Origin of the sequence: Paenibacillus sp. MY03 (genome assembly GCF_002165585.1) — a bacterium.
GTDB lineage: Bacteria > Bacillota > Bacilli > Paenibacillales > Paenibacillaceae > Pristimantibacillus > Pristimantibacillus agaridevorans.
In genome coordinates, this window is record NZ_MXQD01000009.1 from 191,515 (window position 1) to 204,273 (window position 12,759).

The following is a 12,759-nucleotide window of genomic DNA, read 5'->3' on the forward strand; positions in this document are numbered from 1 at the left end:
AATTGGAGCGTCGATACATTATGGCAAAAGCCGAGCTAACGGTTGCCGTTATTGGAGCTGGCGCGATTGCTGGCCGTCACTTTAGCGCGGTTGCAGAGCTGGAGGGTCTGCGTGCATGTGCAGTTGCGGATCTAAACGCGGAACGAGTGGAGGAGGCGGCGGCTCAATACGGAATTCCGGCATATCTGGATTATCGGGAGATGATCCAGCGGGAACGTCCGGACATTGTCGCGATCGCGTTGCCGCATTACTTGCATAAGGAAGCCGCGCTTTTCGCTGCTTCGAATAGCTGCCACATGATGCTGGAGAAGCCGATGGCGTTAACCGTCGACGAGTGCGATGAGATCATACAAGCGGCACAAATTGGGGAAGTTTGCGTATTGGTAGGCCATACACAACATTACATGGCGGAGAATATACAAGCCAAATTGATGATCGATAGCGGACTCATCGGTGATTTGGTTATGATTCACGATGTTCGTCACACCGATTATTTCCGGGACTCCAGACCGGATTGGTTTCTAGAGAAGAAGAAATCGGGCGGAGGCATATTAGCCAATCTAGGTACGCATTCCATCGACAAAATCCAGTGGCTGACCGGGAGCCGGGTATGCAAGGTAAATGCGTCGATCAGCCATAACGGCAACAGAGGAGATGTGGAGGGAAGCGGCTTGATTTATCTGGAACTGGAGAACGGAATGCCCGCTTCGATAGTGCAAGCCGGGTATGTCGGGGCGGCGCGCAATGAGACGGAAGTTATCGGCACGAAGGGGATGCTTAAGCTGATGACGGGGGATAGCTTGTGGTTAAGCGCCGGAGGCCCTTACGAGCGAGTGGAAGTGCCCCGCTCCGTCTCCCCCTTTGAATTGCAGTACATGGATTTGCTGCAAGCTATCTCAAGCGGCGGGGATACAGGCTGCCCGCCATCGTACGGCAGAGACATTATCGCGATTCTCGAGAAGGTTTATGCGTCCGCTGTTTCCGGGAAAGAACAATACATGGATTGGTCATAAAACGAGATCGGGAATTTGGTAGGATCAAAAAAGGTGGGAGTATATATGCAAAGGCGCGCGTTGCCAGATACGGATTTAAATGCTTCTGTACTGGCTCTTGGTACAGCTTTGTTCGGGAGCAGCATTAATGAAACCGAATCGTTCCGTATGTTAGATCGTTTTTACGATGAACAAGGCAACTTCCTGGACACTTCATTAAATTATGCGGATTGGCAATGGCCTATTAAAGGCATTAGCGAGAAAACGTTGGGCAAATGGATGCAGCTGCGCGGCAATCGTCAGGACATCGTCATTGGAACGAAAGGGGCATGCCCTCTTTTGAACAATGGCCCTTTCCTTCGTCTGCAACGAGAAGACATTGTGTCGGATTTGCACCAAAGTCTGCGTAATCTACGGACGGATACGATCGATTTGTATTATCTGCACAGGGATGATCCTTCAAAACCGATTGCTGAAATCATTGAAATTCTTGAGGAGCAGGTGAAGGCTGGCAAGATTCGTTATTACGCATGCTCGAATTGGACGCTTCCGCGGATACAGGAGGCCCGCCGGTATGCCAAGGAAAACGGCAAACGTGGATTTGTCGTCAACCAGATGATGTGGAGTCTTGCCACTGTAAATCGGCATCATTTGTCGGATCCAACCTTGGTATCTATGGATGAAAAGATGATAACGCATCACAGGGAAACCGGCTTGTCCGCCACGCCTTACAGCTCGCAGGCAAATGGCTTCTTCAGCGGGAAATATGCCGCAGGCGATGATCAAGCCGATTCGGGAGTAGGGCGCCATTACTACAATGAAGTCAACTTCTCTCGTCTTGATCGAGTTAAACAAATAGCTCGTGATCGGGATTTATCTTGTTCCAGAATTGCACTTGCTTATATGCTCTCGCCAGCACACGGCTTTGCCGTATACCCGGTTATTGGCCCCAAGAGTATAACTCAACTGGATGATAGCATGGCAGCAGTTGACGTGCAGCTTGACTTTGATGTTATTCGTATGTTGGAGGCTCCCTGAAGCAAAAAATGGCGGTGCTAAGATAACCTTAGCATCGCCATTTTGTATATGCATTGACATTCCTAGCTTACAGGCTGCACAGCCGTAGCTCCATCCAGAGCAGGCGGCGGGGTAGCTTTTTTGTTGTATTTCCAGAAATGCAGGCCAAGCGCGATGCCCATACAAACGACGGCATATAGTACCAGCTTGAGCAGAAGCTCTCCCGTTCCTCCCCCTCCGAAGAGGAAGTTGAAGTCCAGATGAACCGGATAATACATAACCGTCCACTGACTAATAAACTTGAAGAACGGATACATCATCTGGGGCGCCATGACCGCGCCGCTCGCGATCGTCATAAACAGCATGATCGGAATGTTGACGATCGAACCCATCTGGCCGAACAGCATGAAGAGGATTGTCATGAATTCAATGGACGCCAGCGTCTCCAGCGAATGCGTCAGCCAAACGCCGAAGAAGGACGCCGCGGAATGCTCCTGCATCAGGAAGTAGATGGCGAGTCCGGCCAGCGGCGCGAGTATCGATACGACGACATGCGCGCCTTGAAGCGCGAAGAACGATTGCCACTTGCCCATCCTGCGCTTAAGCGCATGGAAGCCGTTAAGGGAGATCATGGTGTACATCATGGCCCCGGTGTAGATAGACATGACAAGGAACATGGGCGCCATCAGATTGTGCATGCCCGGCGGAACCTCGTTCGTAAGCTCGATATTGGCGGCTACCTTGGATGGAATGCCTGCTGCCAACGCCGCGGCTTCCTCTTCGCCGACGCTCAGCTGTTGCAGCGTGCCTTGAATCGTTTGAACCGCAAACTGAGCGTTCAGCGCGTCGGTCGCCTGAGTGACGACGGACTGCATCGTCGACGCCGTGGTGGAAGGATTGGATTGGTTAATGAAGAAGTTCAGATTCACTTGTTCGCTTATATCGCCAATCTTCTCCGAGAAGTTCTCGGGGATTTGAATAATCATATGAATGTCGCGATTGTCCAGATCTTTTTGAGCCTGCTCAAGCGAGGAGGAGGTATCCAGCTTAAAGGGCAGCTGCCCGCTTAGTCCTTCGGCGATCTGCGCTCCCGCCTCTCCCTTGTCGTGATTGAGCAGAGCTACAGTCAAGCCGGGCAGATTCTTCGGAATGGCCGTGTAACCCGGCAGGAAAACCAGCAGCATCATGGACTGGAAAATCAGCAGCATAACAAAGCCGGTGATGAAGGCCTTATTAGTTAAAAGAGCGAATACGTTTCTCATGGACGGCACCTCATTTCTTAATTAATCGGTTGCGAAGACGCGAGCGGGTTCGGCTACCTGCTTCGCGGCCGTCTTCCGCCAATAAATCAGCGTATTAATCAGGATGGCCGCGGCGGCAATTAGAACGAGGCCAAGGATGTGCTCGCCTGTCTTGCCCCCTCCGAACATAAGACTTAAGTCGGATTGCCCGCTGTAGTACATGACGGAAATATAGCTAATGATTCGGTAGAAGTCGGGCATGATAGCTTGAGGCATCATTAATCCGCTTGTAATGGATTGAACCAGGATAAAAAATAAGGAGATCAGCATCCCCGCTTGCCCTGCAAGGAAGAAGAAGATGCCCATAAATTCGATTGCGGCGAACATCTCGAGCGCGTGCAGCCCCCACATCTTGAAGAAGGTTTCAAAGCCGTAGCCATGAAAGCAGAATGCGATCGCTAGGCCCACGACCGGGGCAATGACCGAGACAATGGCGCTGACTCCGTGAAAGGCGAGAAAAGCATGCCATTTGCCCATGGAAGGGGCGAGGCTTTGGGCTGCGCCTGTTCCCAGCATGGCGAAAATCATCGCGCCGACGAGTGAAACCATGGACAAAAACACTGGAGCCACCTGGTTCTGCATGCCGGCCGGAATCGGATTCGACAGGTTGATCTCTGAAGCGAGCTTCGTCGCAATGCCGGCTGCAAGCGCCTTGGCTTGCTCTTCGGGCATGTTATGCGCGAGCAGGAGCCGCTCGGCGTTCTGTACGGCGAATTGTTGATTCAACGTAGACGTCAACTGAGTCGCTACTTGCTGCATCGAAGAAGCGACCATTGCCGGAGTCGACTGGTTAATGAAGAAGTCCAGCGGAGCCTGCTCGCCCTCCGTCTGGAGCTTCTCGGTGAAGTTCTCCGGAATATGAATGATCATATGGAGGTCTCGATCGTCCAATTCCTGTTGCGCATCCGCCAGGTTCACATTCGTAATGAGCTTGAACGGTAGCTGGGACCCCAAGGAGTCGGCGATCTCCTTGCCGTATTGTTCATCCTCGTTCACGATGGCGACGCTGAGCTGGTCCAAATTATCCGACATCGCGCCGTAACCGCTCATGTAGATGGTAATAAAGACGATTTGATAAAAGACCGCCATGAAGATGCCGCCGATAACCATTTTCTGCTTGAACAACGTCAGTATGTTCTTCATTCCTTCTGAACTCCTCTCTCCTGGAAAACCTCTAGACTGATTACTCTAATTAAAGTAATATAAATTGAAGGATAACTGTGTAAGCTCTTTCTTGTCAAGAGGGGAAGCAAACCCGGACAGGCTTGAAAACAGCAAAAGACGCCCTAATTGGGCGTCTTCGCAGTGTATGTTTCACGTATAGGAAAGCATATGGCTAAGGCAGCGACGTATCCTCAACCTAAGCTGCAAGGCGAGGAGAGGCTAACACCACGTACCGGACGTCGCATGCAGCGCACCACATGTCGCATGCCACGCACCGCATGCCGGATGCCGCGTACCGCATATCGCATCAGAAAATAGAAGGAAAAGCTCCCATTAATATGGACAAATCCGGCCATCGGTTCGGCATAGAGGGAAAAGCTCCCTATAATCGGGGGGATTCTGCCCGAATGCCGTGATTCGGCCTGGATTAGAGGGAGGATTTCCCTCTAAAGCGCAAGCAAGGGTGGAAAGGGGGATATTAGAGGGCGTTTTTCCACTTATTCGTGAGAAGGGGTGATCGAACAGACATTAGCGTCACTTTTGGCCGTTTTTGAACAAATTGTCATTATTGAATTCCGTCCGCGACTATCCGCGATCGACGGCATTGGATGTGGAGAAAACGATTAGGGTTGGCGTTTATAGAGTTGGCAATTAATTGGGCCTGGTGCGTTCGAGCACCCTTTCGAGCCATTCAAGGTCCGTCTTGGCCCTGTTCATTGCATGCTCTTGCAAGTTTTTGGCATTTAAAACAATGGGATGCTCATTGGATTCCGGAGGCACATCGTTCCAAATTGTCTCATATCGGCGGATTTTTTTGTTCATGGCCTCAATACATTCCTCCAACATGCCAATGACCCGTTCACGGTTCACGTGGTGGATGAACAGGATGCAGGGGTATAGATCGCTGACCTCTTTGAAATTTCGAAAGCTTTTATAGATCATCTCGACAAGAGCTTCCCGACCGAGCTCGGTAATGCCATATAAGGTTCGTTCCGGGCGGTTCTCTTCCCGAGAGGTCGTCATTTTTTCGACGAATTTCCGTTTCGTCAGCGCTTCGAAATGATAATAAAGCGTGCCATCGGTAATACGGATTTCCGGAGCGAGACTTTCTTGCTTAAACATCTTTTTGATGTCATAAGGATGACGGTGTCCCTCGCATAAGATTCCGAGAATAAAGATTTGAAGCGACATGCTTTGGCGACCTCCGTCCCTTTGTTTTCCTGATCGACATAAGGTTCGTTCAGGTGTTAAACTCTATTTTACCACATAAGATTGAGGTTTCCTCACACGAAATCAGATTCAGGTACAGTATATCAGAAAGAAGGGACTACGATGAAAGCAAGCGACGTGATGAATGCGCAAGTATACAAGGTGAAGGAGACGGACACGGTCCGGATGGTCATCGAAAAGTTCATCGACCACGGCATCAGCGGCATGCCGGTTGTCAATGAAGCCAATGCGATCGTCGGGTATATCAGCGACGGCGATATTATGCGTTTTATTGGGAAGTCGGAGCAAGGTATGTTTGATGCGATCGCATACGCCTTCGTTATACAGCTGGAAGATTATCAGGAGCCTTTCGAGGAGAGAACGAAGCGGCTGCTTAACCTCAATGTCATGGAGCTTGCCAGGAAGCGGGTCGTTACGATCGATTGGGATCGAGATATCGAGGATGTAGCGGCCATTCTGGGGAAGAAACGCATCAAGAAGCTGCCGGTTGTACGCAACGGCGTTCTCGTTGGCATTATTAGTCGCGGCAACGTCGTTCGTCACGCCTTCAAAAATTTGCTCTAAGAGGTTGTTCAAAAAGTCCGCTTCCCATTACGAAGAAACCCAAGTAGCTTACTCGACGTCGAATATTGAATGCAGCCGAACCTTCCGGTGCTGATAACCGAACTTTTTGAACTCGCATTTAAAAAGGCAGTTCATCATAAATACCAAAAGGTACAGTCTTCTCAATGATGAGGAGAGCTGTACCTTTTTGATTGATCGTTAGTCAATGACCAGTAGCCATTGGCCGCTAGCCTGCCACTAAATAACTCCGCCATTGTTTTTGAGATTCTCCAGCAAACGTACTTTCGAATCGTTAAGATGCGTATATATGGCTTCTCGCATAAGCGCGATATCGCCGGTCCGAATGGATGCGATAATCGCGTAATGCTGCTCGAGCGCAGTCTCCACCATAGTTTGGGTTATGAGGGAGGATTTGGCTGCCGAAAAGCGGTAATTCATCAATTGCTGATAGATGTCCGTGTTCCGTTGGTTCCCGCCCATTCGAATAAAAGCAAGGTGAAAAGCCAGGTTGTACTCGGCGAGTTGATTGGAGTCAAATGGAGAGGAGCGAATGGTACTTTCGGTGAGCGACAAAATCTCTTCCATACTTGCCAGAGTTCCATTAATCTCATCCGACGATAGCTTTGGAAGGTTCTCGAGCACCCAGTATTCGAGCATAAGACGGGTGTCGATGATATCCAGCAGCGTCTTTTCATCGATAGCTACGACGAAGGTTCCGACCTTGGAGACGGTCTTGATCAAACCTTCGGTCTCCAGACGATTAAGCGCTTCTCGAATGGGCGTGCGGCTGACGCCTAGTTGGTTCGCTAATTCAGGTATGGATATTTTCTGATTGGGCTTAAACGTTCTGCGTATAATTTGCTCTTTCAACACCGAATACGTTTTGTCCCATAAGTTGGAGTTGTCGAGTTTAGGCAGATCCATGTGCAATAACTTCCTTTGCGTAAAATGATTGAACAGCCGTTTCACCTTGTATAGTAACATGGGAAATCGGTTGAAGTAAATGATGCATACAACATACCAGATGACTAAGCGCAGCGATATTGTTTGTTGACAGACCGGAAGGTTGCCGATAAACTACTCATAAATGATGTATACAACATTTAACGGTTCGACGATTCCTATTAATTTGATTGATCCAACACTAATTCAACTGAAGGAGCAGCGCAAAATGATCAGACCAGCAGGAATCATACCGGCAATGGTTACGCCATTTACAGAAAATCAAACTTTGGATGAGGCGGGCCTGCGTGTTCTTGTACAACGATTTATCGAGCAGGGTGTGCATGGATTATTCTGTCTTGGAACGAACGGCGAGTTTCTTATGCTTAACAAGCAAGAGAAGGTCAGAATTGCCGAGATTGTCGTCGAAGAGGCTGCCGGGCGAATTCCCGTATATGCCGGAACAGGCGGAATAAGCACGGATGAAACGATTACTCTGACGAAAGAGATGGAGCGGGCGGGCGTAGATGCGGTATCGGTGATCACCCCCTACTTTCTAACGTTCTCGCAGGATGAGCTGACTCTGCATTACCAACGGATTGCGGCTTCCACTAATCTGCCGATTATTCTCTACAACATACCGAATCAGACAGGCAACTCGATTCAACCGCAAACAGCAGCCAGGCTCGCTCGGGAATCGAATATTGTCGGGATCAAAGACAGCAGCGGCAGAATGGATGTCATTCTGCAACTTTTGGACGCGGCGGACGAATCGTTTGCGGTATTGGCGGGAACGGATTCTCTTATCCTGCCTACGTTGATGGCTGGCGGAACCGGCGCTATCGCGGCAACCTCGAATGTGCTTCCGCGGCTTGTCGCATCGATCTACAACAACTGGGCAAACGGTGACCTGGAAGCGGCTCAACATGCCCAAGACGCCCTTCGCCCGCTTCGCAACTCCTTTCAATTAGGAACGATCCCTTCGGCATTAAAAGAAGCGATGAGCCAGATGGGATTGCCGGGGGGACCCGCTCGATTCCCGGTAAAGGGATTAGGCGAAAGCCAAAAGCGCGAGGTTGCAAAGATGATCCAAGCCTATATAGAATCGGGTGCCATCGCAAAGGAGGAGATAAACGTTGCCAGCTTTGAACGCACGGATCGATGATCAGTTGGCGAGCGGCAGAAGAAGTTTAAGGACGCTGCCGACAACCAGTCTTCTCGGCCCGACAGGGGCCAGGCTTTGGGCGGATTATCTGGATCCCAAGCCTGGCTTTAGCGGTGCGATCGACTTTATACACAAATTGAATATTCCGCTGTTGTTCACCGTCGAATCGGATCAAGGGACTGTATTCGAGCCCTGCAAGCTGAACTGGCATCCCAGCTACTTGGCTTTCGAATATGAGAGCGCTTCGTTGTCATTGCGCGAGCATAAGTTTGTCACCTGGAACGATTGCTCGGTAGCCGTGCAAACATGGGAAAATCGCGGCCCGGATGCTATCGTCATCCGATTGAAGACCGACCCCCGTATCCTGCAAAATAAGGATCAGGGCTCGTTGTCAGGCGTCTACTCGGCAGATCGTTATTCGTTCGCCATACGGACTGTGCTGAAGCTTAGCGATAACAGGCTGCACGAAGGGTTGGAGCTGGCGCCGGGCCAGCAGGTTCGGCTTGTCATTGCCGCGGCTATGGGCATCGAGGAGCAGGATGATGCCGCCGCTCTGGAACGGCGGGCAGCCGCCTTCCTCGAACAACCGGCCGAGGATATCCTCCCGGCGAATCAAGCCGAATATCAGAGCTGGTTTGATCAAGCGCCCCAGTTCACATGCGATGAACCTTTGATCACCAAAACCTGGCATTATCGCTGGTTTCTTATGCGGCATAATTTAGCCGATCCAAGGGTAGGGCAGCTGCAATACCCGCTTTTTTACGAAGGTCGCTCGCATAAGATGTCCAAGACGCCGTTTGCCCCGCATGGCTGGGAGTTCTCGAAGCTTATTCCGCTTACCGCTCCGATGCATTTGCTCGAAGCCAGATGGTATCCGGATCGCTCGTACGGGGATGGCATATGGAAAAATATGATGGCAAGCCAGGATGACGACGGCCTGTATCGTTGTTTGTTAGTCAATGAAACGCTGCATTCCTACGCGAATTTTATGGGATGGGGCGCCTATCAATATTATTTGATCCATCGGGACAAGGAGATGGCCCGGCAATTGCTGCCTTCACTTAAGCGCCAGATAGATGGCGAAAGCCGGTTGATGGGCAATGCGGAAGATCGTTTAATCATTGAGTACAAACATAATCGGACGGGGAAGGAATACCAGCCGAGCTACTGGTACTTTAATGACTTCCCGAAAAACTGCAAGGATCCGGAGCTAGTCACGCCGCTCAAACGCGTCGATCGTTCGATCTATCATTATTTAAATTGCATCGGCGTCATGAACTTATGCCTGGCGTTAGACGATCCCGAGGCCGAGAGGTTTGGGGAACAAGCAGAGCAAATTAAATCCGATGTTCTATCCGGCATGTGGGACGAGGAAAGTCAATTTTTCTACGATTTGCATTATAAGGACAACCGGAAGGCTTATGTCAAAAACATTGTAGGGTTCTACCCGTATTGGGCCGGAATGACGGATCAACGCCACAAGAACGGATTGGATTATCTCTTCGACGAACGTTACTTCGGGACACGAAATCCTTTCCCGTCTGTTGCCAAGGATTGTCCCGTATTCTCGGCCGAAGGGGGCTGGCAGGGCCATTTCTTTAAAGGAAGAAACGGCTGCGTCTGGAATGGTCCCACTTGGCCTTACACGAACAGCGTCATCCTGGATGCGCTGGCGGAGGAGAGCAAACGTAGGGAGCATGTCTACGACAAGGAGTTCGGACATGCCTTCAGGGAGTACTCCATGCTGCATTACGCGCAGCGGGACCTCGACAAACCTTATTTGGTGGAGCATTATGACAGTATGACGGGAGAGCCGATCAGCGATGATGTGGATTACAACCATTCGTATTACATTGATCTCGTGATCCGGCATATTGCCGGATTAAACGTGCAAGAGGACGGAATCGTACTCGATCCCGTACATGTCGGTTTAACCTATTTCGAGCTGAATAATGTGAACATTAACAATGACGCCATTCGTGTGACTTATAACAAGTCAGCGTCGCAGGCCGGGACCATGGAGCAAGGTTATCGCTTGTACGTAAACAATGAATTGGTGCTTCATAGCGAGCATCTGCAGATGATGAAGTACACGTTTCCACGATCATCGACAAAGGAATGAGCTTATGCGACCTTATCAATTTCAAACTGCCGACAAAATTGCGGCGGGATGCCATACGCTGGAGAGACTAAACGAATATTTGAATGTGCTTCCGCCGGTTCGAACCGCGCTTGTTCTATCTCAGCCGTCCATCGTTAAGGCTGGATACGCGGAATCAGTCGTTCGACAGCTGGAGCAATCGGGCATCGCATGCCAATTAAATGCGGATGTGAGGCCGGAGCCGACGGATCAAGCGATTATCGCGATATTCGAAAAATATAAAGACGAAGGATTCGATATGGTAGTGGGGATCGGAGGAGGGAGCGTGCTCGATGCCGCCAAAATTTTGTCTGTCTTGGCGACTAATGCAATGACCATCGAAGAGATGCTGGGCATCGATAAGATTGCGGCAGCGGGCGTTCCCTTGATTCTGATTCCGACTACGTCCGGAACGGGATCCGAAGTCACGCCCAATGCGATTGTCACGCTGCCGGAGCAAGAGCTCAAGATCGGAATCGTCAGCCGTTACCTGCTGCCGCAACTAGTCATCATCGATCCGCTGCTTACGCTTGGGCTGCCTAAACCGATTACGGCAGCAACGGGCATGGATGCTTTTACGCATGCCTTCGAATCTTTTATCTCAAATAAAGCCAATCCGTTTAGCGATATGTTTGCCCTGGAATCCATGCGTCTCATCAGCCAAAGCATCGAAACGGCCTATCATCATGGCGATCAAGCGGATGCGCGCGAAGCGATGATGCTCGGGTCGATGTATGGCGGCATGGCGCTTACCTGCGCGGGCACCGCGGCCGTGCACGCGATGGCTTATCCGATCGGGGGGAAGTTCAATATCCCGCATGGCGTCGCGAATTCGATGCTGCTGCCGCATGTGCTGGCGTTTAACCTGGATGCGATCGCGCATCGAATGAATCTTGCAGCTTCCGCTATGGGGATAACGGATTCGCATCGCTGCTCCTCCGGGGAAGCGGCGGATCGCGTACTCGAGCGAATTACGAAGTGGACGTCCGCGCTCGACATTCCGCAGGATCTGCGAAGCTTCGGCGTCACCGATCGGGATGTGCCCGACTTGGCTATCGCGGCTTCGAAGGTTACCCGTTTGATGGACAATAATCCGAAGCATATGACAGTGGACGACATCGAGAGCATCTATCGACAACTAATCAGCTAAACTGGGGGAGATGTAAATGAACCGATTTGATGGAATCATCCGCAAGAAGCCGGATCAACCGGGCGTGGAAGAAGCTTATCTGCCTGTTCGGTATTTAACGAGCCACTGCGCGAACTTGATCGAATTGGATCAAGGGGACTTGCTATGCGTGTGGTTCTCGGGGAGCGCCGAAGGCAATCCCGATACCAATATCATCATGTCGCGGCTGCCGCTGGGCGCTGCCGGATGGACCGAGCCTATTGAATTATCCTGCGACCCGGATCGGTCCGAGCAGAATCCCGTCCTTTTCCAACAACCAAATGGAGAGTTATGGCTGATGCACACCTCCAATGAGCCGCATAATCAAACGACATCAAGAGTTGTGCGGCGAATTTCTGCCGATCGCGGCCATACGTGGTCAGATCCGGAGATCATGTTCGACGGTCCAGGTTTCTTTTTGAGACATCCCGTCGTCATTATGGACAATGGCAACTGGCTGTTGCCGGCTTATTATTGCAAGGAAGAGGATGAATACGCCATCGTATTTATTAGCGGCGATCAGGGAAACACTTGGACGGAACATACGATTCCGGAGGTGTCCCGCCGCGTGCAAATGAGCGTCGTATCGCTTCCGGATGGCAGTCTGTTCGCAATGTTTCGCAGCCGCGATTCCGATCGGATCTATACAAGCCGTTCGCATGATTATGGCGTGACCTGGACAGCGCCGGAACGGAGCGAGCTTCCGAACAATAATTCATCCATGCAGGTCGTGCGATTAATCAATAATCATCTTGCGCTTATTTATAACCCGGCAAGCCTGGAGAATAATAATTTTCGGTGGTACGAAAAAAACGGTCAGACGCTTAAGAAGGCGCTTCGAACTCCCTTAACGATCGCCATATCCCAGGACGAAGGGGAGACCTGGCCGCGCAAGCTCGATCTGCAAGTTGCGGATCAAGAATATTGGGAAAACGAGATTGGTTATTCTTATCCATCGATCTTGCAGAGCAGGGATGGAGCAATCCATGTGGCGTTTACGTATTTGCGTAAAGGAATCAAATACTATAAGCTGGATGAGGGAATTATTCGATAAGACGAGTTGTGCATCTATGATA

At 50.6% G+C, this 12,759-nt stretch carries 11 protein-coding genes; 7 read left to right on the forward strand and 4 right to left on the reverse strand.

Going from position 1 to position 12,759, the window contains the following annotated elements; all coding sequences use genetic code 11:
* Window positions 1-20 precede the first annotated feature (20 nt).
* Both B1748_RS11290 and B1748_RS11295 read left to right on the forward strand, forming a co-directional pair.
* Window positions 21-1,013 carry a Gfo/Idh/MocA family protein gene (locus B1748_RS11290; RefSeq protein ID WP_087568002.1) on the forward strand — a complete coding sequence of 331 codons (993 nt, stop codon included), beginning with the start codon at window positions 21-23 and terminating at the stop codon, window positions 1,011-1,013.
* Between the two features lie 45 nt (window positions 1,014-1,058).
* The gene (locus B1748_RS11295) at window positions 1,059-2,030 is read left to right on the forward strand and encodes an aldo/keto reductase (RefSeq protein WP_087568003.1); all 972 of its coding nucleotides are present in this window, start codon (window positions 1,059-1,061) and stop codon (window positions 2,028-2,030) included.
* Between the two features lie 62 nt (window positions 2,031-2,092).
* On the opposite strand, the gene B1748_RS11300 is transcribed toward B1748_RS11295, so the two are convergent.
* The 3 genes from B1748_RS11300 to B1748_RS11310 form a co-directional block, all read right to left on the reverse strand.
* Entirely contained in the window at window positions 2,093-3,271 is a 1,179-nt protein-coding gene (locus B1748_RS11300; protein ID WP_087568004.1) for a YhgE/Pip domain-containing protein, read from the reverse strand.
* Window positions 3,272-3,292: 21 nt separating this feature from the next.
* Window positions 3,293-4,453 carry a YhgE/Pip domain-containing protein gene (locus B1748_RS11305; RefSeq protein ID WP_087568005.1) on the reverse strand — a complete coding sequence of 387 codons (1,161 nt, stop codon included), beginning with the start codon at window positions 4,451-4,453 and terminating at the stop codon, window positions 3,293-3,295.
* A gap of 672 nt (window positions 4,454-5,125) precedes the next feature.
* Window positions 5,126-5,665: a helix-turn-helix transcriptional regulator gene (locus B1748_RS11310; protein ID WP_087568006.1), complete on the reverse strand. Its 540-nt coding sequence runs from the start codon at window positions 5,663-5,665 to the stop codon at window positions 5,126-5,128.
* A gap of 141 nt (window positions 5,666-5,806) precedes the next feature.
* On the opposite strand from B1748_RS11310, the gene B1748_RS11315 reads away from it, so the two are divergent.
* Window positions 5,807-6,268, forward strand: a complete 462-nt coding sequence (locus B1748_RS11315; protein WP_087568007.1) for a CBS domain-containing protein — start codon at window positions 5,807-5,809, stop codon at window positions 6,266-6,268.
* A 237-nt stretch (window positions 6,269-6,505) separates the two neighbouring features.
* Here the strand turns inward: B1748_RS11315 and B1748_RS11320 are convergent, their stop codons facing one another.
* Window positions 6,506-7,192, reverse strand: coding sequence for a GntR family transcriptional regulator (locus tag B1748_RS11320; protein ID WP_179215532.1), 687 nt, complete (start codon window positions 7,190-7,192; stop codon window positions 6,506-6,508).
* Between the two features lie 247 nt (window positions 7,193-7,439).
* On the opposite strand from B1748_RS11320, the gene dapA reads away from it, so the two are divergent.
* From dapA to B1748_RS11340, 4 genes are read left to right on the forward strand one after another with little or no spacing between them, the layout of a single operon-like run.
* Window positions 7,440-8,375, forward strand: a complete 936-nt coding sequence (dapA, locus tag B1748_RS11325) for a 4-hydroxy-tetrahydrodipicolinate synthase (protein ID WP_087568089.1) — start codon at window positions 7,440-7,442, stop codon at window positions 8,373-8,375.
* Complete coding sequence (locus B1748_RS11330) at window positions 8,347-10,497, forward strand: MGH1-like glycoside hydrolase domain-containing protein (protein ID WP_256975624.1); 2,151 nt, start codon at window positions 8,347-8,349, stop codon at window positions 10,495-10,497. The genes dapA and B1748_RS11330 overlap by 29 nt, the downstream gene beginning before the upstream one ends.
* A 4-nt stretch (window positions 10,498-10,501) precedes the next feature.
* Window positions 10,502-11,665 carry an iron-containing alcohol dehydrogenase gene (locus B1748_RS11335; protein WP_087568009.1) on the forward strand — a complete coding sequence of 388 codons (1,164 nt, stop codon included), beginning with the start codon at window positions 10,502-10,504 and terminating at the stop codon, window positions 11,663-11,665.
* A gap of 16 nt (window positions 11,666-11,681) precedes the next feature.
* Entirely contained in the window at window positions 11,682-12,737 is a 1,056-nt protein-coding gene (locus tag B1748_RS11340; RefSeq protein ID WP_087568010.1) for a sialidase family protein, read from the forward strand.
* Window positions 12,738-12,759: the final 22 nt, after the last annotated feature.